19 protein-coding genes and 3 pseudogenes are annotated in these 19,448 nt (G+C 40.4%); 13 read left to right on the top strand and 9 right to left on the bottom strand.

All coding sequences use genetic code 11. The annotated features are described in order from the left end of the window. Nucleotides 1-27: 27 nt before the first annotated feature. Together SANK73390_RS02295 and SANK73390_RS02300 are read right to left on the bottom strand one after the other, a co-directional pair. A complete protein-coding gene (locus SANK73390_RS02295; RefSeq protein WP_462763030.1) occupies nucleotides 28-1,296 on the bottom strand; it encodes an HlyC/CorC family transporter in 1,269 nt (422 codons plus the stop codon). 61 nt (nucleotides 1,297-1,357) lie between these two features. Then, on the bottom strand, nucleotides 1,358-2,164 hold the full coding sequence (locus tag SANK73390_RS02300; RefSeq protein ID WP_462763033.1) for a cytochrome C assembly family protein: 807 nt from the start codon (nucleotides 2,162-2,164) through the stop codon (nucleotides 1,358-1,360). A 165-nt stretch (nucleotides 2,165-2,329) separates the two neighbouring features. Between SANK73390_RS02300 and ffh the strand changes: the two genes are divergently transcribed. Beyond that, nucleotides 2,330-3,709, top strand: coding sequence for a signal recognition particle protein (gene ffh / locus SANK73390_RS02305; RefSeq protein ID WP_261595285.1), 1,380 nt, complete (start codon nucleotides 2,330-2,332; stop codon nucleotides 3,707-3,709). A 343-nt stretch (nucleotides 3,710-4,052) separates the two neighbouring features. Here the strand turns inward: ffh and SANK73390_RS02310 are convergent, their stop codons facing one another. Together SANK73390_RS02310 and SANK73390_RS02315 are read right to left on the bottom strand one after the other, a co-directional pair. Continuing rightward, entirely contained in the window at nucleotides 4,053-4,346 is a 294-nt protein-coding gene (locus SANK73390_RS02310) for a type II toxin-antitoxin system RelE/ParE family toxin (RefSeq protein WP_462763037.1), read from the bottom strand. After that, complete coding sequence (locus SANK73390_RS02315) at nucleotides 4,346-4,585, bottom strand: type II toxin-antitoxin system ParD family antitoxin (protein ID WP_462763039.1); 240 nt, start codon at nucleotides 4,583-4,585, stop codon at nucleotides 4,346-4,348. The genes SANK73390_RS02310 and SANK73390_RS02315 overlap by 1 nt, the downstream gene beginning before the upstream one ends. 456 nt (nucleotides 4,586-5,041) lie before the next feature. On the opposite strand from SANK73390_RS02315, the gene SANK73390_RS02320 reads away from it, so the two are divergent. Then, nucleotides 5,042-5,218, top strand: a complete 177-nt coding sequence (locus tag SANK73390_RS02320) for a hypothetical protein (protein WP_462763041.1) — start codon at nucleotides 5,042-5,044, stop codon at nucleotides 5,216-5,218. A 244-nt stretch (nucleotides 5,219-5,462) separates the two neighbouring features. Here the strand turns inward: SANK73390_RS02320 and SANK73390_RS02325 are convergent. Then, a pseudogene (locus tag SANK73390_RS02325) lies at nucleotides 5,463-5,854 on the bottom strand (hypothetical protein); the annotation flags it as partial. Between the two features lie 298 nt (nucleotides 5,855-6,152). Here SANK73390_RS02325 and SANK73390_RS02330 point away from each other — a divergent pair. From SANK73390_RS02330 to SANK73390_RS02375, 10 genes and pseudogenes are all read left to right on the top strand, one after another. Beyond that, nucleotides 6,153-8,314: pseudogene (locus SANK73390_RS02330) on the top strand (type I secretion system permease/ATPase). Further along, nucleotides 8,311-8,649: a biotin/lipoyl-binding protein gene (locus tag SANK73390_RS02335; RefSeq protein ID WP_462763043.1), complete on the top strand. Its 339-nt coding sequence runs from the start codon at nucleotides 8,311-8,313 to the stop codon at nucleotides 8,647-8,649. Before SANK73390_RS02330 ends, SANK73390_RS02335 begins: the two are co-directional and overlap by 4 nt. A gap of 23 nt (nucleotides 8,650-8,672) precedes the next feature. Continuing rightward, complete coding sequence (locus tag SANK73390_RS02340) at nucleotides 8,673-8,981, top strand: leukotoxin secretion protein D (protein WP_462763129.1); 309 nt, start codon at nucleotides 8,673-8,675, stop codon at nucleotides 8,979-8,981. A gap of 478 nt (nucleotides 8,982-9,459) precedes the next feature. After that, nucleotides 9,460-10,068 (top strand): hypothetical protein, encoded by a 609-nt coding sequence (locus SANK73390_RS02345; protein WP_462763046.1) that lies wholly within the window; start codon nucleotides 9,460-9,462, stop codon nucleotides 10,066-10,068. A 62-nt stretch (nucleotides 10,069-10,130) separates the two neighbouring features. After that, a complete protein-coding gene (locus SANK73390_RS02350; RefSeq protein ID WP_462763049.1) occupies nucleotides 10,131-10,397 on the top strand; it encodes a hypothetical protein in 267 nt (88 codons plus the stop codon). Nucleotides 10,398-10,450: 53 nt separating this feature from the next. Then, a complete protein-coding gene (locus SANK73390_RS02355) occupies nucleotides 10,451-11,128 on the top strand; it encodes a hypothetical protein (RefSeq protein WP_462763052.1) in 678 nt (225 codons plus the stop codon). A 239-nt stretch (nucleotides 11,129-11,367) separates the two neighbouring features. Then, nucleotides 11,368-12,416, top strand: a pseudogene (locus tag SANK73390_RS02360) (ISAs1 family transposase). Next, nucleotides 12,413-12,544, top strand: a complete 132-nt coding sequence (locus SANK73390_RS02365; RefSeq protein ID WP_462763055.1) for a hypothetical protein — start codon at nucleotides 12,413-12,415, stop codon at nucleotides 12,542-12,544. The pseudogene SANK73390_RS02360 and the gene SANK73390_RS02365 overlap by 4 nt, the downstream one beginning before the upstream one ends. A 177-nt stretch (nucleotides 12,545-12,721) precedes the next feature. Beyond that, on the top strand, nucleotides 12,722-13,012 hold the full coding sequence (locus SANK73390_RS02370; protein WP_462763058.1) for a YkgJ family cysteine cluster protein: 291 nt from the start codon (nucleotides 12,722-12,724) through the stop codon (nucleotides 13,010-13,012). A 288-nt stretch (nucleotides 13,013-13,300) separates the two neighbouring features. After that, nucleotides 13,301-13,675 (top strand): hypothetical protein, encoded by a 375-nt coding sequence (locus SANK73390_RS02375; protein WP_462763060.1) that lies wholly within the window; start codon nucleotides 13,301-13,303, stop codon nucleotides 13,673-13,675. Nucleotides 13,676-13,753: 78 nt separating this feature from the next. Here the strand turns inward: SANK73390_RS02375 and SANK73390_RS02380 are convergent, their stop codons facing one another. Genes SANK73390_RS02380 through SANK73390_RS02395 form a run of 4 tightly spaced genes read right to left on the bottom strand, consistent with a single transcriptional unit; the run spans nucleotide 13,754 to nucleotide 17,138 of the window. Beyond that, nucleotides 13,754-14,494, bottom strand: coding sequence for a HugZ family pyridoxamine 5'-phosphate oxidase (locus SANK73390_RS02380; protein WP_462763063.1), 741 nt, complete (start codon nucleotides 14,492-14,494; stop codon nucleotides 13,754-13,756). Beyond that, nucleotides 14,487-15,284 (bottom strand): heme ABC transporter ATP-binding protein, encoded by a 798-nt coding sequence (locus SANK73390_RS02385; RefSeq protein ID WP_462763066.1) that lies wholly within the window; start codon nucleotides 15,282-15,284, stop codon nucleotides 14,487-14,489. The genes SANK73390_RS02380 and SANK73390_RS02385 overlap by 8 nt, the downstream gene beginning before the upstream one ends. Continuing rightward, nucleotides 15,277-16,326 carry a FecCD family ABC transporter permease gene (locus SANK73390_RS02390; protein WP_462763068.1) on the bottom strand — a complete coding sequence of 350 codons (1,050 nt, stop codon included), beginning with the start codon at nucleotides 16,324-16,326 and terminating at the stop codon, nucleotides 15,277-15,279. The genes SANK73390_RS02385 and SANK73390_RS02390 overlap by 8 nt, the downstream gene beginning before the upstream one ends. After that, on the bottom strand, nucleotides 16,323-17,138 hold the full coding sequence (locus SANK73390_RS02395; RefSeq protein ID WP_462763071.1) for a heme/hemin ABC transporter substrate-binding protein: 816 nt from the start codon (nucleotides 17,136-17,138) through the stop codon (nucleotides 16,323-16,325). The genes SANK73390_RS02390 and SANK73390_RS02395 overlap by 4 nt, the downstream gene beginning before the upstream one ends. A gap of 204 nt (nucleotides 17,139-17,342) precedes the next feature. Here SANK73390_RS02395 and SANK73390_RS02400 point away from each other — a divergent pair, with 204 nt between their 5' ends. Continuing rightward, on the top strand, nucleotides 17,343-19,433 hold the full coding sequence (locus tag SANK73390_RS02400) for a TonB-dependent receptor domain-containing protein (RefSeq protein ID WP_462763074.1): 2,091 nt from the start codon (nucleotides 17,343-17,345) through the stop codon (nucleotides 19,431-19,433). Nucleotides 19,434-19,448 lie beyond the last annotated feature (15 nt).

Below are 19,448 nucleotides of genomic sequence, written 5' to 3' on the forward strand. Positions count from 1 at the left end.
GTGCTTTTTTATACACTGATAGATAGGTTAATGCTTTTTCTTGCCCGGCATGACTTTAACAAGTTTAACCATATTCTCTTTTAATTCAACGACTTCCATTTTGTAGTTGGTTATCATTAGACTAAGAGGCGCATCGGGAATATCCTCAAGGTGCTCAACAATTAAACCACTGAGTGTTTTAGGGCCTTCGGTTGGTAACACCCAGTTCATTTCTTTATTGATATCACGAATATTTGCTGCTCCATCAACAAGTACTGAGCCGTCACTTTGTATATTAACTTCGTCACTGGCTGCAGGTGTTTGTGTGGTAGTAAAGTCGCCAACTACTTCTTCTAGAATATCTTCAAGTGTGACGAGCCCCTGAATATCGCCATACTCATCGACCACAATACCAATACGCTCTTTGCTTTGCTGAAATTTTAACAGCTGCGTATTGAGTGATGTACCTTCAGGAATATAGTAAATCTCACGCACGGCACGCAGTAATGAAGGTTTATCAAATTGCTCTTTAGTGAGTAGGCGCAGCGCATCACGAGAGTGAATAAAGCCTACTGCATCATCAATTTGGTCTCTAAATAATAGCACTCTGGTATGTTGTGCATGGGTTAGCTTACGCGAAATGATTTTCCAATCATCGTTGATATCAATGGCATTGATCTCGTTGCGCGGGATCATAATGTCTTCAACGGTAACTTGTTCAAGGTCTAAAATCGAGGTGAGCATGTTTTGGTGGTTACTTGGAAGTAGCGCACTTGATTCGTTCACAACCGTTTTTAGTTCTTCTTTACTTAAGCTATGCTCTTCAATTTGTTTATTAGAAATACCAAATAGTTTTAACATGCCATTGGTTATCCAATTAACGGTCACTACCAGCGGGAAGAGTACTTTTAATAAACCTTTTAAAATAATGGAGCTAGGAAAAGCGACCTTTTCAGGGTAAAGCGCTGCCAATGTTTTTGGTGTTACTTCAGCAAAAATGAGCACCACTAATGTGAGCACAAAGGTTGAGATAGCAATGCCCATATCACCATACAAGCGCAAGCCAATAATGGTTGCTACTTGAGCAGCAGCAATGTTTACTAAGTTATTACCAATGAGAATTAGGCCAATGAGCCTGTCAGGGCGCCGTAGCAGTTTACTTACACGCTTAGCTGCACGGTGGTTTTCTTTTTCGAGATGACGCAGTCGAATGCGGTTTATTGACATGATCCCAGTTTCAGAGCTAGAAAAATAGCCTGACATCATGATAAGCAAGCCCAATACAATAAATAAAGTGCTTGTAGATATGTCGTCCAACAGTGGATCCCTTTCTTACTTTTGAGCGTGTATTAAGCGTTAGCTGGCTATAAGAGTCAAGCTAAAACTTACCTAGGATAACTTCTTGAATAAATCTGCTGCCAAAATAAGCAAGAGTCATTAAACCTGAAGCTACCATGATAGAAATTACCACAGATTTGCCACGCCAGCCAAATCTATGATGACCTAAAGTAACCGTTGCAAAAATAGTCCAAGCCATCAAAGACAATACCGTTTTATGGATAAACTCTTTAGCAAACATGCCATCTAAAAATGTAAACCCTGAGATAAGTGCCAATGTTAACAATGTTGTGCCTATGGTTAGCAGTTGATACAACTGTCTTTCTACTTGCATGAGCGGCGGTAAGTGGCTGTGCATAATTGCGAGGTCTTTATGTTTTAATCGGTTATCTATGTAAAAAAATTGTACCGCATATAAAGTCGCGATAATAAGCACGCAGTAGGCAAGTAAAGACAAAGAAATATGCACCACCAAACCTAAATCAATATTGATGGTTTGCATCACCATGTGATGGGGAATAAAGAGGCTTGCAGTAAGTAAAATGGCAGCAAAGCCATACACTACAGGCAGCAATAAGGTGGCAGGAAACTTTAATGATACTGTGGTGACACTGACTACAATTACCCAACAGGTTAGCAAAGCAACGTTAACGGTGCTTAAATCTTGCCCTTCATGAGTAAACACGGAGTTTACTAGCAGCAGCATGTGCGACAAAATTGCCAGTGTACTTAAAATAATGGTGAGCTTTTGATTTGGGCCGTCTTTGTCAAACAGGCGTGATAAAACATGACCTGTGGCAAGCACATAAAACAGACTGGCAAATAAAGACAAGCTAACAATCAACATCAAAGTGTGCCTAATAATAAATTTCCTTTATAGAGCCATTGTATTTTAAGCATTGCTTCTTGCATAGAGTTTCTAAAAAGAAACTTTGTATGCACTTGAACACTGTATTAGTCGGGGCCATATCAGTATAATGTTTAGCAATTACGATTTATTGGAACCTAATACATGTTTGAAAACCTCCAGGACCGTTTAGGTAAAACGCTAAAAAACATCAGCGGCAGAGGCCGTCTAACCGAAGATAATATCAAAGAAACACTGCGCGAAGTCCGTATGGCGCTACTTGAAGCCGATGTCGCGTTACCTGTGGTTCGTGAGTTTGTTAAACAAGTAAAAGAACGTGCGGTTGGCGTTGAGGTAACCAAAAGCCTTAGTCCCGGTCAGGTATTCATTAAAATTGTTCGCGAAGAGCTTGAAAAAGCCATGGGCGAGTCAAATGAAGAGCTGAACCTAGCTGCACAGCCGCCAGCGGTTGTAATGATGGCAGGTCTGCAAGGTGCGGGTAAAACCACCAGTATTGGTAAATTAGCTAAGTTTTTAAAAGAGCGTAAGAAAAAGTCTGTGCTTGTGGTCAGTGCCGACGTATACCGTCCAGCGGCAATCAAGCAGCTTGAAACTTTGGCAAACGAAGTAGACGTTGACTTTTTCCCAAGTGATATTTCGCAAAAGCCAGTCGATATTGCCACTAATGCAATTAGCCACGCCAAGAAAAAGTTCATCGATGTGGTACTTGTTGATACTGCAGGCCGTTTACATGTCGACAATGACATGATGGATGAAATTAAAGCACTGCACAGTGCGATAAACCCAATCGAAACGTTGTTTGTGGTTGACTCAATGACTGGTCAAGATGCGGCCAACACAGCCAAAGCATTTGATGAAGCATTACCATTAACCGGTGTGATTTTAACTAAAACTGATGGTGATGCGCGCGGTGGTGCAGCATTATCGATTCGTCATATTACCGGTAAACCAATTAAATTTATGGGTGTAGGGGAGCGAACTGACGCGTTAGAACCATTCCACCCAGACCGTATAGCGTCTCGTATTTTGGGCATGGGTGATATGTTATCACTCATCGAAGAAGTAGAGATGAAGGTTGATAAAGACAAAGCCGGTAAAATGGCTGAAAAGGTCTTTAAAGGTGATGGCTTTACCCTAGAAGACTTTGCAGAGCAGCTGAAGCAAATGAAAAACATGGGCGGTATGATGTCGATGTTAGAAAAACTGCCGGGCATGAACAATTTGCCTGATGCTGTAAAAGGCCAAGTGGGCGACAAAACTTTTGTACAAATGGAAGCTATCATTAGCTCCATGACACCGAAAGAGCGTACACGTCCTGAAATCATCAAAGGCTCACGTAAAAAACGCATTGCAGCAGGCTCTGGTACACAAGTACAAGACATCAACAAATTGTTGAAGCAATTTACGCAAATGCAAAAAATGATGAAAAAGATGAAAGGTAAAGGTGGCATGCAAAAAATGATGCGTGGCATGAAAGGCATGATGCCACCGGGCATGATGGGCGGTGGTGGCCCTAAGTTTTAATGAATAATGAGTGAGAAAAACCCGAGTTAAACTCGGGTTAAACTCGGGTTAAACTCGGGTTTTTTGTGCCTATTTGTTAGCACAACGACACTTACACTATGGTCAAAAAACATAACGTTATAAGCCGTTTTTTGTGTTAGAAGTGTTGTTTTTTATAGCTAGTTATTTGTCCGATAGCATTATTACGGCACGTTTTGTCCACATTTGACGAAGGCTATTTTTGAGCGCTCTTTACCAGTTGTTTACATTACGCTTTTTGCGAGGGAAGATTGAGACACGTAATATAGCTTGTTTTGTCGGTAGTTATTCCGATATTTTGGGAGAGAATAAGCTGTTATATTTTTCACAGAGCGCGGCTAACATCCATACTCTTGTGTAAGATCCTTACAATTAAAATTTGGCTTGTTTGGTATTCTTTGTAATAAATTACGTGACTACCTTGAGGGCATTTTCGGTAACTTTCTCTTATATAATCGCAACTAACTCCTAACATAGGTTCACTTGCTAGTTGATGGAAAGTATTATCTAACAGCTTTAAATAATCATTCCTTTGTTCTATTCCCCAAGTTAATTGAGTATATCTAGCTATTTTAATTAAATCTGTTTTAGCTTTTCCTGATACTTCAAATTTCGACATTAGTTGTTATCTTTGTCTAGCTCTAAGACTAAGGAATCATACGAATAATCAGCAATACCACTGGTTTCACCTTCTACAAGCATATTACGTAAATTAAGCATTTTTGTTTCTTGATCTTCTAATACTCTTAAACCGGCACGAACCACTTCACTTGCAGAACCATAGCGACCTGAGTTAAGTTGCTGGTTTATAAATTGATCGAAATGCTCGCCTAATGTTACGCTCGTATTTTTAGCCATAATGAAAAACCTCAAGTACCAATATATATTGGATTATGGTATAAAAAATATAACAAGGCAATCAAACGAACAAAACAACTGTTGGCTTTTTGCTCGTGCATTGCTAATTTTAGCCAACAGTTTTAAGCCCATTTAATAGGCGTTGAGGTTGTAGAGTTGCTCGTTTCAGGAGCTGATGCTACACAGTTTAATCTGTTCGCTTTTTAACTTTTAATTCAATTATTTACGGTGCTTTCGTGACTGTGTATGCAGTATTTTTAACATTATTTTTAATGGTAACAGTCATGGCTTTGGGCAGCCCCTAACAAATTGCTCCATCTGGCACATACTGCCGCGTTTGTTTTGCGTGTGTCGTTGGTGCGATAATTTTTCACAAATAGCTCTTCGCAGTATGTGCAGCAGAGCAAGGCGTTGGTTTCATACATTGATGTGATACTCATAACAAGGATATTTCAGATGAACGAAGATGATAAAAGCAAAGCACCTAAAGCTAGCAATATGGGGCTAGCTATAGCTATGGGAGCTGGAATAGGTATTATTTTTGGCAAATTTGTTTTTGATAATGTGGGTATTGGTATAGTTATCGGTGCAGGAGTTGGTATTGCTTTTAGCTTTTTCAATAAAGCAGAATAAAATCAAAGTATTATGCGTGCTATGCTTCGAAAACCATATCCATAACTACGGACAGTCACTTTTTGAATAACTAACTTGAACTTTTTGTTGCTGTTTTTTTGCTCTGAGTTGGTTTTGAATGGTAGTAAGTGAGCTTATTCTTAGGATTTTAATCGTATCAGAGGGCGTATTAGCTTATTTTTGCCATAGTGATAGCGACCATTGGGTTGGCATATTATCATATTAAATAAATTAATATTTTGCGTCAGACTAACAATGCTTTCGTGTGGGATATGCAATTTCTTCGTTTTCGTTTTCGTTTTTGCCTTTGGCAATATATATCAAGCGAATTGGCTCTGCCTACAGCGCTATGAAATACCTTTTCAAATTGAGTGGTTAGTTTAAGCCAGTTTTCGGCTTTAATATTAAGGCGCTTTAAAATAGGCGTTTGATTCGATTCTATAAATAGCCATATTTATCGGCTCGAATACACTTACCTGTCAGCTCAACTAATTCTAGGTAAGATTTGAGTTCAAAAGGTAGACCTTTGGAGATATGTTTTCTTGGTTTGCCTGCAAATCGAGCTAATTGACTTGGTTGTTTACCTTCTTTAGCGTGCTCGCATCGCTGTTTGATACTGGTGTGTGCAGATGTTTCTAGTTCATTACTAAGAAGGGTAAAGTGTATGTAATGTTTGTGCTGTATGGTTATGTTTTAACCAGTGGTAATGCGTAACATAAAGGGTAAGTTAATAATGCGTTTTACCAGTTAGTATTATGTTTTTCTTGTGTGAAAAATGAAATCAAATCATTAATTAAAATGGGGTTTTTCATTGTAAATCAATGTATTAAATTTATTTTAAAGTGTATCTGGCTATGCTAGACTTGCGGCCATAAAAGGGTGTGGTTTTAACTGCATTCACTGCGTCACACATTTACTATATAAAAGAAGTATCATGGATGATAAAAATTACCACCAGTTCGAATCAGGACTGGTTTGCCTTGCTTTGGCAGGTAGGTTCCACAAGCGAGCCGTTAATATCGACGAGTTGAGGCGTAACTTTACAGACTCTAAACTTAGCGAATCTAAGTTTGTTAATATCCAGTTGATCCGTGCCGCAAAGTCACTGGGGTTTAGAGCTAAGTTTAAAGCAACCCCTGTCTCAATGCTTAACCAGAAAATATTTCCTGTGATTGCAAAACATGTTGAGGGACACTTTGTGCTCATTGTGGGTTGCTCAGAGAAGGGAGTATTGGTACAAGATGTTACTTCCAGCAAGCCTGTTGAGCTGGTATCCAATGAGTCGTTTTATGAAAGCTATGAACAACAGCTTTTGATGCTTATCCCACGCCAAGGGTTACTGACACAAACTGCGCGTTTTGGGTTTAAATGGTTTTTACCCGTGATGGCTAAGTACAAGCGCTTTTTTACTGATGTGCTTATCGCTTCATTTTTTATCCAGTTACTAGCGCTTGCTTCCCCCATTTTTTTCCAAGTTGCGATAGATAAAGTTATGGTTCATAAAGGGATGACCACGCTTGATGTGTTAGCAATCGGGTTTCTTTTCGTTATTACTTTTGAAGTATTGCTAACAGGTTTACGCGGTTACTTATTTAGTCATACAACAAACCGAGTGGACGTTGAGCTGGGCTCTCTTTTGTATGATCATATGCTGAAGCTGCCTATTGCCTTTTTTAAGTCACGCAGAGTGGGCGATACCGTTGCTAGATTAAAAGAGTTAGATACCATTCGAGACTTCATGACAGGGTCGGCACTGACAGTTGTACTGGATATGCTGTTTACATCGGTGTTTTTTGCTGTCATGTTTTATTATGCACCAATGCTAACTTGGATTGTTGTTGGTAGCCTACCATTTTATTTTGCTATTGCACTTATTCTAGGCCCGAAACTCCGGCACAATCTGGAACAAAAGTTTCAGCGAAGTGCTGAAAATCATTCATTTTTAGTTGAATCAGTTCATGGTGTAGAAACGGTAAAGTCGCTTGCGATTGAGCCGCAAATGCGCAGCAAATGGGAAGATAAATTGGCAGATTATGTCAGCGTGTCTTTTAAATCTGGGCAATTAAATAATGTTTATGGTCAATGTTCTTCTTTTATTACTAAATTAACTGGGTTACTCATTTTGTATTTCGGTGCAATAGCTGTGACAGATGGCAACCTCTCGATAGGTCAGTTTATTGCCTTTAATTTACTGGCGCAGAGAATTACAGCTCCGATTATGCGTTTTGCAAACCTTTGGCAAGACTTCCAACAAGCGAGAATATCCGTCGAAAGACTAGGAGATATACTTAACTCCCCGACTGAAAGTGGCGAAAAAAACAAACTGTCTTTACCACAACTCAATGGCTCAGTACGTTTTGAACATGTGAGCTTTTGTTATTCGCCTGAGCGGCCTAATGTGTTGAGCGATATCAACCTTGATGTTAAAGCTGGCGAAACTATAGGTATTGTGGGTAGATCAGGGTCAGGGAAAAGTTCGTTAACTAAATTAGTTCAGCGTTTATATTTAGTGAACTCAGGCCAGTACTGGTAGATAATGTTGACCTTTCATTGATTAACCCCAGTTGGCTCAGGCAAAAAGTGGGGGTGGTGTTGCAGGAAAACTTTTTATTTAATGCCAGTGTACGTGACAATATCGCGCTTAGCGATCCTTCAGCATCGTTAGATTTAGTTATAAAAGCTGCAAAACTGGCGGGTGCACATGATTTTATTTTGGAATTGCCACATGCCTACGATACAGAAGTCGGTGAACAAGGTGCTAACCTCTCTGGTGGACAAAGACAGCGTATTGCCATTGCAAGAGCATTACTGACTAACCCATCTATTTTGATTTTTGATGAGGCAACAAGTGCGCTTGACTACGAGTCTGAAAGGATCATTCAACAGAACATGCAAAAGATCAGCCATGGCAGAACGGTATTTATTATCGCGCATCGTCTGAGTGCTGTGCAACATGCAGACAGTATTGTGGTGTTAGATAAGGGAAGAGTTGTGGAAAAAGGAACACATAAAAAGTTATTAGCCTCTCAAGGCCATTACCACTACCTTTACCAGCTGCAATTTAGTGAAACAAAACTCAATAGGCAGCTGGTATGAAGTCTCAAGTGATAGATTATGAATTTTTACCGGCAGCCTTGGAAATACAGGCTGCCCCTCCACCTAAGTTGGCTCGCGGTATAGTATGGGCATTAGTGTCACTATTGATTGTAGGGGTTGCTTGGGTGTGTTTTAGTCCGATTGATATTGTTGCTACCGCCAATGGAAAAGTTGTTCCAAAGCAGCGTGTTAAAACAGTTCAGCCGATGGAAACCGGTGTCGTGTCTAAAATTTATGTGGAAGAAGGGCAAAAGGTCAGTAAAGGGGATTTGTTACTTGAGTTAGACCCTGTGATTAATGCTGCGCAGAGCCGCAAGATGATGAGCTTATTGTAGAAGCAGGGTTACTCAACAAAGACATTGGTTTTGCTTATGCAGGGCAAAGTGTTGAAGTAAAAGTAGAGAGCTTTCCATTTACGCGGTATGGGGTGATTGAAGGGACTCTAATTGATGTCTCTACCGATGCTGTAGAGCACGAACAATTAGGTTTGATTTTTCCAATAAAAGTTAAACTTGATAAGCAGTCCCTCAATGTGGATGGTAGAGAAGTTCCCTTGAGCGCAGGGATGAATGTAACCGCTGAAGTAAAAACAGGGCAGCGATATATTGTTGAGTTTTTACTGTCACCGGTTATGCAGCATATGCAAGAAGGCGCGAGGGAGCGCTGACATTAAACGTAGTAAGTACAACTAACTACCTTAAGGAAAGAGTGTATGTTGCGAACACAAGTTTTTGATCAATTATCATATTTTGAGAACATAAGTACTAACATAAAGAAAGTGAGGCTTATATGCCTTCTTAGTATGTTGCTCATGTTCTTACTTCTTCATGTTGTGATTTACTTTTTCCTTATTGAACCTACAGAATATACTCGCAGTGGAGGTCAATCAGGTTTTCCAATGTGGTATTTATACTTGATTGATTGCTACTGTATTAAATTGCCTATTCTAGCACCCCATATACAATCATCGCTTAAAATAAACCCTTACAGTATTGCGCTATACACTGTTTGGGTTTTATTCTCCTTTTTGTTTTTTATATATGGTGTTGTGTTTTTTGCTTTGAGTCGATTGTATAAAGTAAATAATAAAAGGGAGTGGTGGTGTTTTTTGGTTTTTTATATTTGCTATTTTAATGAGGTGGAATATGTGTTTTAAGCAGCGTTTTTTTAAAAAAATACAGGAGCCGTATTCAGTTGCTGGTATAGATATAAAGAAAGCCAATTATTTTCTATACGCTATGTTGGCTTTATTTATTTTGCTGCATATTTTTATTTACTACGTGTTGATTGATCCTCAAGTATATAGTGCTTCGGGTGGTGTAGAGGGGTATCCGAAATGGCTTGAAGTCATTGTTAATTGGCATAGCAGTTTTAATCCAGTTCTTGAGCAACAAGCAAAGGCATCGGGCTCTATGGAACTCTACCATGGTGCGATTTATACCGTGTGGGTGATATTTTCTGTACCAATGATTTTATATGGTCTGCTCTTCGCCAACTTATCTCTACTAGTAAAGAACCTTAAGAGTAAGATTCAAGGACGAACAAAACTTTATTCATACTTATTTGTTATTATTATTTTGATTGTTTTGCATTTCGTTTGCTGGTATGCATATTACCATATTTTTCTTATGGGGACCCCGTATATTAATAATGATGGTGTTTCGGAGCGATTTTTTATTTATAGGAATAAAGAGGAGCTGATGTTTTTTGGAGCGGCGGGCCTGTTTTTTTCTTTATGGTTATTGGTTCTTTGATCCATGTTTATATTAGAGTTTGTTATTATTTTAAAAAGTTAATTTAAGAGGGAGCTTCCAAAATGGATAATTTACAGCATAGATATTTTCAAAAGTATAGCTTGTCAACGCCTGTTGTGGCTCGGGAGTATACTTTACCAGATGGCACTAAACGTTGGATTAATACTGACGGCTCTATTACCGAAGGTGGGCTAATAGGTTCGGAGCTCTCCGTTGATACTGGGTTAGTAGGTGGTATTGATCCAGATAATGTACTGGTGCACTTTGATCCTCAACTTGACACCATCGCTGATGCGGTAATTGCCAAATCATATCATCTAAACACATAAAGTATTGGCTCTGTACTGTTGAAGATGGTGTTTAGGTTCTATAAGGTTTAAATATGTTACTTTATTTTTTAAATGTGTGTTTTAAAAAGCTTGAGAAAGAACCAGTTTGGTACCCACGAGTTGAATTATTAGCAATAAGATCCATATGTGTTCTCTTTTTATTTTATATTTTTTTACATGTAATGATTTATTACTTTTGGGTAGATTATAAAGCAGTGATGCTTCGCCTAAGTACTGATTCTGCATACCCATATTGGTATAGTGCTATTGTTGAGTTTCATCGAGGAATAAACCCTGTTATGAAGGCGCAGGAGTTGTCTTCCGGTTATATGTATCCATATCATGGCGGTATTTATACTGTGTGGGTCTTGTTTTTTATACCAGTTTCATTAGTTGGTTTTTTCTTGTGTGACAGCTCGGTTGTGATTAAGAGGGTAAAAAAATCTTTTCAAAACTATAGTAAGTCAGAAAAGCTGTGCTATGGATTTTTACATCTTTTTGTATATCACTTTTTGGCTGCGTACGCTTGTTATCATTTGTTTTATATGGGGGGAGGTGGGTTGAACGAAGCTGGTGAGGTAGAGCGATTCTTTATTTACGAGTCAAAAGAGGCTTTGTTGTTATTTGGTGCTCCCGGGTTATTTGTTTTTTTTATCGTTATAGGTGGGCTTGTTAATTTTTATTTTAAATTCTCTTTGGTGCTTTTCAAATTTTTCTATAAAAAGCTTTAATTTAAGGACAGATAAATGGATTTACTAAATCATAGGTATTTTGAGAGTTATAACCTTTCTAGACCTGTTACCTCTAGAGAATATACTCTTCCTAACGGTACGAAGCATCAGGGCAAGATCGCGAACATTATTTAAGCAAAAAATACTCTAAAGTTGACCTCGCGCGCTTGCTGTGAGCTCATACTCATTTTTGAGCATCACTCCATGTTCCTTGAAGCTTTACTACCCACTTTAATGCAATTAAAGACTGCCGACAAACTGCTAAGGTCCACTATCCGCTGCATGACTTAATGTTCGTGTCCCTGTGTGGAATAATTGCAGGTGCTCAAGGCTGGTCAGATATTCGAGATTATGCAGAAGGATATCTTGAGTGGTTCCAAAAGCATGGCTTTTTGGTTGATGGTGTACCCGCCGACGATACGATTGCCCGCACGTTATCACGCATTGACCCGGAACCGTTTCAGTTTTGTTTCGCCAATTGGATGCGTGATATTCAAAAAAACACTTCAGGCGAACTTATTGCGATAGACGGCAAGACACTGCGAAGCTCTTATCATCGCGATGACCGCAGCGCCACCATTCATATGGTGAACGTCTTTGCCTGCGCCAACAAACTTGTCCTTGGGCAAATAAACACAGCTGATAAGTCGAATGAAATTACTGCCATTCCAGAGTTATTAGATATGTTAGACGTCAGTGGCGCACTGGTATCCATTGACGCAATGGGCTGCCAAACGGATATTGCCGAGAAAATTATTGATAAGGGAGGAGACTATTTATTAGCACTAAAAGCAAATCAAAGCACCTTATTTGAAGCGGTAAAACGAGCATTTAAAACCCAGCGTCAGCAGCCGATGGATGGCATTATTATAGAAAAAATAAGGCTCGAATTGAGGCCAGAATATACTATACACAAGATGCCAGCGCGCTGGCAGAGCAGTTTCCCCAATGGCCCCAATTGCGTACACTAGGCATGAGCATTGGCTTTCGGGCAACCAAAGGCAAAGAGCCAGAATTAAGCTACCGATATCACATCAGTTCAGTCAATTTAAATGAACAGCAACTGGCTAATGGCGTTCGCCACCATTGGCAAATAGAAAACAGTCTGCATTGGGTACTGGATGTGAGTATGAATGAGGATAATTGCCAAATTTATCAAGATAATGGAGCAGAAAATCTCGCAGTATTACGGCAGTTGGCATTGAACATGCTCAGACAAGAATTTGGGACAAAAATATCCTGCATGGTAAGGCCGAGGTTACACTATCAGATAGCATTGCTACCATGACAGATGCAAAAGTGGAATGGATGTTTGAGAATTTAGTGCAGTCTATAAATTCCATGGACCTTGATGCAGATGCGTCAGAGTTTGGAGGTAGGCAATTAATCGTACCGAGTATGCACTACGTGCCGTAAAGCAAAGAGGAAAAAGAAAAACCCGAATGTACTGCATTCGGTTTTTTATGGGTAAAACTGTGAATTTTGCGGGGGTTTAATTATTGGTGTTACCTAAATTATCTAACTTGGTATAAATAGAGAGTAGCCATACTAGAATTCAGGTATTATGGATAATTAGTAAAATTATAGGTACTCATGAATATACCGATCAAAGACACTCTTTCGAGCAGTGTATCTTGCGCTAGTTGCCAAGCATGTTGTTGCCGCCTTGAAGTGATGATTATGTCAGACACCGGCGTGCCAGAAAAGTTTATCCAACGTGATCAGTATGGTGGCGAAACAATGCAACGATTAGGCGACGGCTTATGCGCCGCCTTAGACAGAGACACCTTCATGTGCACTATTTACGAAAATAGACCTTGGATATGCCGTGAGTTTGAAATGGGCTCTTACGAGTGTGTAGATGAGCGAGTAAAGCTGTTGTAGTGCGCGATGATATGTTATACCAATTTTATTAAATTATTGATCATTCTAGCGAGCTAAATAACTCATTAACTGCGTTAAACATTTCTCATGTAGAATAACTACATAGCGAAATATTTGCCTTGTTACTAAGCCATTTATCTGCCGCAATATCTGAACACTTACTTAATGCAATTGATATTACTTGGTTTGAAGGACGGTGAGCGCCATAGTACTTTTTGAGTTTTGCTGGTAATGTCATTTAAGCAAACTGTTGAAGTGTACTGTGTTAATGCTTTTTAAGGAGAAGAAATGGAATTTATCTTATATCTTTGTGCCATTTTATTGCTCGTAGTTGCGATTGCTCATTCATATCTTGGGGAGCGTTACATTCTGTGTAGATTATTTAAACGTAACAACTTGCCAAAGTTATTTGGCAGTGACGATTTTACCAAACGCACGCTACGTTTTGCATGGCATTTAACGTCTATTGCATGGCTTGGGTTTGCTGGTATTGTGGTTGCTTTAGCGCAGCCTGAACTGGACAAGGGCATTGTTGCACAAATTATTTTTATCACTTTTAGTATCCACTTTCTTATTGCGTTACTGGGGTCTAAAGGCAGGCATTTGTCTTGGGTGTTGTTTGCAACAGTGAGTATTTTGGTGCTTATCAGTGCGGTTACATAAAACTTGTAGAGCTGTATATGCCAAAAGGCTGGATGGCACAATGCGCATCCAACCTATCTGAAGCATGATAAATTGAGGTTAAATAGTACTCAGCTCCGCTTTTTGCTCACGCGCAGCTTTGGTCAACCTGACCAGCTCTTTACGCACTGAAGTTGCATCTAAGCAGCGTTTTTCAAACTGTACATAGTGATTTTTTTCATTCGCGCGCAGGTAACAGCCATCGGTTAAAATAGTGGTCATGAGCACCTCTTGCGCTTCAATATTATGGGTTAGCTTTAAAATTAACCGGTTGGCATCGCTGTGATCTTGGTTCATGTGCTCAACCATATTGGTTTCGTCGTTTAAATTCCACTGCGGTTGAACTTGCTGCCATTCGTCTTTTTCTATCCAAAAGATATGACCGAACCCACCAATGTAACGTACACGTTTTACGTCCATACGCCAAAGTGCAAAATCGTGTGCTTGGCGATAGCTGACCGCTTCTGGGTATTGTCGCTCGTATCGTGCGAGCAATGCTTCACATTCATCTTCGGGTACTAATGTGGCATCGCCAACAATGGTTACGCGTGCATGGGCATTTTGGTCCCCTTGCTCGGCGGCATCAAATACCGTCGCGCATACTTTGCTATCTTCAGATAAGTTTCTTGAGTGCTGCGCTATACCTGCAATGTAAAATACTAATCGGCCTTCATTGTCGCTCATAAAGGGCGAAACCGAACCAAATGGATACCCAGCTAGGTTTTTAGAAATAGTTGAAATAACGCAAACATTGGATTGTCTGACTAATGTTCGGGCTTCAAAGGCCGCTTGTTCACGCATGGGTTACTCCTCGTTCTGGTTCTGAAAATATCATCGGAATTTGATAATTTGGGTGCGTTGTTATTTGCATATCGGTTTTATAAATTGGTTGTAATACCGAATGCTGTAAAACCTCTTGTGGCTTACCATCGTGACATAGTCGTCCTTGGTTTAATAATAGTACACGGTCAGCATACAAAGAGGTTAGGTTTAAATCATGTAACACGGCGACCACGGTATTGCCTTGTTGAGCAAATGCTTTAGCTTTGCTCAAAGTAAGATGTTGGTGGTGCATGTCAAGTGCTGATGTCGGCTCATCCAGCAACATTAATTTACCTTTTGTGGTACTTTTATGTGCGTTGAGCTGAGCTAAGCAACGGGCAAATTGCACACGTTGAAATTCGCCGCCTGATAATTCAGTGATATCTCTTGGTGCTAATTTAGCTAAGTTTAACTGATCGATGAGTGTACTGACCACGGCTGCTTGTTCATTTTCAGATTCATGATATGGGTAGCGGCCCATTGCAATCAGTTGCGCGGCAGAAAATGCAAAGTTAACGCGGTTGTTTTGCAAAAGGACCGCTCGCTTGGTAGCAAGCGTTTGTTCGTCATGGGCGGCAATGGCTTTATTGGCAAAACAAATGTCACCAGAAAATGGAATATCGCCACAAATTGCACTTAATAACGTTGATTTACCAGCGCCGTTCTCACCCAGTAGTACCACAAATTCGCCACTGTTAAGTGTAAAGTTAACCGCTTGCAAAATGCGTTTTTGTCCTCGCTGAATAGATAACTGCTGACAACTAAGCATGTTGACCTCGCTTTTGCTTTAAAAGTTGATAAACAAAAAATGGGCTACCAAAAAGCGCAGTGACTATGCCAATAGGAAGCTCAGAAGGTGCAACCACTAATCGCGATATCCAATCGGCTATGAGCATGAGCACACAACCGAGTAACATACTCAGTGGTAACATACGTCTAAGATCAGGCCCCACAAGTAGGCGTGCAACGTGAGGCACCAATAGCCCTACAAAGCCAATCATACCAGCCAATGCGACAGCACCGCCAACACCTAGCGCGACAATAATCACAATTTCTGTTTTAAGCTTTTTAACATTAATGCCTAAGTGGCGGGCCTCTAGTTCACCCAACATGAGCGCATTAATTTTTTTGCGTCGTACAAATAAGGCACTAATACTCACAATAATAAGCGGTGCGCCATATTGCATTGCTGACCAACTTGCGCCACCTAAAGACCCCATTTGCCAATAAGTCATCAATCGTAAAGCGCTATCATCAGCAAAAAAGCTAAATAAGCCAATTACTGCCATAGCCATCGCATTAATGGCAACACCTGCCAATAATAAGGTGGTGATCTGCACTTGCCCTTGATGGCTTGCTACTTTATGAATAAGCGCCGTTACACTGATAGCACCAATAAAAGCCGCGGGTGTCACCATCGCTTCGTGAATAAAGCTGACTTTGGCACTGAGTGCGATTATAGCTACGGCAGCCATTGCTGCTCCACCTGTAATGCCCATTAGGCTGGGATCTGCCAAAGGGTTTCTGCACAATGCTTGTGTGGCAGCGCCAGAGCTTGCCAATACCGCGCCAATTAAAATTGCCAATACCAACCTAGGTAAGCGAATTTGAGTCACAACGCTGATATGTAGTGGTTCAACATCGCTGGTCATGGACTCAGGTAGTAACCATAAAATTGGCATTTTCCAGTCCCAGCCAACGGCACCACTACTAAGTGATAACCAAGCCAGCACGCCCAGTAGTGCAGCACTTAACCAATACCAGTGAATATGCTGTTTGGTATTAAGGAGTGGGTGCGCAATATTGTTCATAATGTATTGCGTGTGTAGTTCGCCAAAATAGCAATGGCTTCAGGTAAACGCGATGTCATAGCGACCGATATCAAGGTATCCATTACCAGTAACTGGCATTTTTGTGCCGCAGGTAAAAGAGCCAATGAAGGTTGCTTACAAAACGCTTCTTTGCCGCCTAGCGACTGTACGTTGTGGCTAGGAGCAATGATAAAGTCGGGGTTGCTTGCTAGCAGAGCTTCGAGGTTATATGGCTTAAAGCCAGACCCAGTTGCTAAATTTTTAATGCCTGTATAGCGTAATAACACATCTGGTACGGTTTCTTTACCAGCAACTAGCACACCGCGATCACCAGATGAAAAAATATACAGCGCAGTGAGGCTGGTGGGCTCAGTAGGCTTGGGCAGTTGCTGTGTTAGCTTCTTAATTAGTGCTGTTGCATTATGTTGTTTGTTTAAGTCGTCACCTATGGTTTTTATTAGCGCAAATAACTCATTTACTTGGGTGGGCTTTTTGTAGTGATTAAGGCGAATACCGGTATCACGTAGCTGAGTGAGTACTTCAGGTCGGCCACTTCCTTCAAGTGTTAAAACAAGCGTTGGTGATTGCGCTAATATGCCTTCAGCTGCTAAATCTCGGTAATAGCCAATTTTGGGTAAAGCGGTTGCTTGTTCAGGCCAAGTGCTTGATGTATCCACGGCAACAACTTGATTGCCAGCGCCCAGTGCAAACACGATATCTGTTAATGTTCCACCGGCAATGACCAAACGCTCAGCGTGAGCGCTAAAGCTATGTATAAACAATGTTAAGAATAGATATAGTTTTAGTTTCATCTTTTTCTCGTCTTTTATGAACTTACTTTTTTGAGCAGCTGTTGCTTGTTTAGCTTGTTAGCACGCGCTACTTGAGGAGTGTAGTGTATATAAAAAGGGGAATTAAATCTATATCTAAGTGATAGTTATTTTCATTTGCATTTGAGTGGTTGTGCTTTTATAGTGTCGAGCAATTACTTGTTTCCCTGTTTGAGGTATATAAAAATGGTATTTAAACACACCGCAATTTCTCTTGGTTTGATTATGGCGTGCGCCAACAGCACCAGTGTGTTTGCAGAAGAGTTTGAAAAAAATAGTGAAGTAATCGTGGTCACTGGCTCACGCATTGATCAAAAGCTATCAGATGTTGCTGGTAGTGTTAATGTGGTTACTGAGCAAGATATAGCTGCAGAACTTGCGGTTGATTTGAGCACGGCATTTCGTTTTCAAACCGGTATTAATGCCACAGGGAGTGCAGGACAAGCACAGGCGTTAAATATTCGTGGTATGGGCGGCAATCGAGTTGTTTATGTTAAAGATGGTCGCAGGCTTAATGATGCTTACCAAGGCGGCAACGGTTTATTAGTAGGTCGCGGGTATTTAGATGTTGAAGGGGTAAAGCAAATAGAAGTTGCCAAAGGCGCTGCTTCTTCATTATACGGCTCTGATGCGCTTGGTGGCATCGTCGTTATCTCAAGTAAAACACCAGAAGATCACCTAAACAAGCAAGCACAATTTGCCAGTGTACAAGTGGGTTTTAATGGCTTAAGCGATGAAACCTCATTAACAGGTGCATTTGCTAAGCGCTTTGGTGACAATGCCACATCCATTGTATTGACGCGTCGTGATGGCAAAGAAACACAAAACTTCAATGAAGACTTGCCTGAATTTGACTACGACAGCAATGCTGTTGTTTTAAAGTCGCAGCAACGAATAAACCAAACGGATACATTGCTGGCAACCGTCGATTTATTTGAGCAAAAAACAACGCAGGTTGTTGCAGTTGGTGCACAAGAAACAGTGGATGAAAATACCAATTTATCTTTTTCTATTGGCTTTAAAAGCAGTGCCTCAACAAGTATGTACGATAATTTAGACGCACAGGTTTATATAACCGACTTTGAACAAAAAAGTGCGCAAGTTCGTGCAGGTAATGGGCGAACAGGCCCTTATGTTGATCATAATGACTACCGTTTTGAGCAGCAGATCTTAGGCGCTAAATTAGTGTTAGACAAAAAGCTGGTAACTGGAGGAATTGACCAACAACTTGTTTATGGGTTTGACTTTGAGCGTTACGACACAACCCGACCGCGTTTTAAAACACGATTAGATGCAACAGGGCAAAGTGAGTTTGATAAACAACCACAAAAAGCCTTTCCGGGTGCCGATACTGACATGCTAGGTGTGTTTGTACAAAGCAATATAGCGCTGGTTGATGAACTATTGGAGTTGCAGCTTGCGGTACGTTGGGATCATTTTGATATGCAAGCAAAACATAGTCCGCTATATGATGGGGCTGATTTTAAAGATATAGATGAAACCGCATTTTCACCCAAGGTTGGGCTTATCTATACTTTGAACGACAATATGCGTGCTTATGTGCAATATGCAGAAGGGTTTAAAATTCCACCACACGACCAAGCCTATCAAAGCCATGGCGTTGAGCCGTTCTATCAAATTTTACCCAATACAGCGCTTGAACCTGAATACAGTCAAGGTGTTGAACTGGGATTAAAAGGCGACTTTGAAAATCATCAATTTACGTTGTCTGCATTTAATACCCAGTTTGACGGCTTTATTGCATCAAAGTTGGTAAGGTCTGAGCCTACTTTTATTCCGCGTGTTAACAAATCGTACTATCAATATCAGAATTTGTCGGATGTTGAAATCAAAGGCGTTGAGGCAAGCTATACTATGTGGTTAAACGAGCGCTTTGCCATTGATGCAGGTATTACCTACCTAGATGGTAAAGACACCACGACAGATAAGTACATTGACTCTATTAGCCCACTCAATGGTTACATAAAGGCACGCTACGACATAGGAGAATTATCTTTGACTGCAGCGGTTCGTGCGGCGCAACATATGGATAAAGTAGCTGATGAACAAATGGCACAAACTAGTGGCTGGGGTACTTTAGACTTATTTGCACAGTATCAAATTGGCAATTGGCAGCTACATGGTGGCGTGTTTAACATGCTAGATAAAGAATATATTTCATATCAGGACGTGGCAGGGCAAAATAAAGAGGTTAATTTTAACCAATATACGCAGCCAGGACGTTATTTTGCTGCAAAACTGAAATATATATTTTAAAATCAGCGACAAGTG

It is taken from the genome of Pseudoalteromonas sp. SANK 73390 (assembly GCF_054966645.1).

Excerpts from the sequence above, each read along its gene's own strand:
- SANK73390_RS02300 (WP_462763033.1), bottom strand. The coding sequence starts at position 2,164 with ATGTTGATTGTTAGCTTGTCTTTATTTGCCAGTCTGTTTTATGTGCTT.
- ffh (WP_261595285.1), top strand. The coding sequence starts at position 2,330 with ATGTTTGAAAACCTCCAGGACCGTTTAGGTAAAACGCTAAAAAACATC.
- SANK73390_RS02310 (WP_462763037.1), bottom strand. The coding sequence starts at position 4,346 with ATGTCGAAATTTGAAGTATCAGGAAAAGCTAAAACAGATTTAATTAAA.
- SANK73390_RS02315 (WP_462763039.1), bottom strand. The coding sequence starts at position 4,585 with ATGGCTAAAAATACGAGCGTAACATTAGGCGAGCATTTCGATCAATTT.
- SANK73390_RS02320 (WP_462763041.1), top strand. The coding sequence starts at position 5,042 with ATGAACGAAGATGATAAAAGCAAAGCACCTAAAGCTAGCAATATGGGG.
- SANK73390_RS02335 (WP_462763043.1), top strand. The coding sequence starts at position 8,311 with ATGAAGTCTCAAGTGATAGATTATGAATTTTTACCGGCAGCCTTGGAA.
- SANK73390_RS02345 (WP_462763046.1), top strand. The coding sequence starts at position 9,460 with ATGTGTTTTAAGCAGCGTTTTTTTAAAAAAATACAGGAGCCGTATTCA.
- SANK73390_RS02350 (WP_462763049.1), top strand. The coding sequence starts at position 10,131 with ATGGATAATTTACAGCATAGATATTTTCAAAAGTATAGCTTGTCAACG.
- SANK73390_RS02355 (WP_462763052.1), top strand. The coding sequence starts at position 10,451 with ATGTTACTTTATTTTTTAAATGTGTGTTTTAAAAAGCTTGAGAAAGAA.
- SANK73390_RS02365 (WP_462763055.1), top strand. The coding sequence starts at position 12,413 with ATGACAGATGCAAAAGTGGAATGGATGTTTGAGAATTTAGTGCAGTCT.
- SANK73390_RS02370 (WP_462763058.1), top strand. The coding sequence starts at position 12,722 with ATGAATATACCGATCAAAGACACTCTTTCGAGCAGTGTATCTTGCGCT.
- SANK73390_RS02375 (WP_462763060.1), top strand. The coding sequence starts at position 13,301 with ATGGAATTTATCTTATATCTTTGTGCCATTTTATTGCTCGTAGTTGCG.
- SANK73390_RS02380 (WP_462763063.1), bottom strand. The coding sequence starts at position 14,494 with ATGCGTGAACAAGCGGCCTTTGAAGCCCGAACATTAGTCAGACAATCC.
- SANK73390_RS02385 (WP_462763066.1), bottom strand. The coding sequence starts at position 15,284 with ATGCTTAGTTGTCAGCAGTTATCTATTCAGCGAGGACAAAAACGCATT.
- SANK73390_RS02390 (WP_462763068.1), bottom strand. The coding sequence starts at position 16,326 with ATGAACAATATTGCGCACCCACTCCTTAATACCAAACAGCATATTCAC.
- SANK73390_RS02395 (WP_462763071.1), bottom strand. The coding sequence starts at position 17,138 with ATGAAACTAAAACTATATCTATTCTTAACATTGTTTATACATAGCTTT.
- SANK73390_RS02400 (WP_462763074.1), top strand. The coding sequence starts at position 17,343 with ATGGTATTTAAACACACCGCAATTTCTCTTGGTTTGATTATGGCGTGC.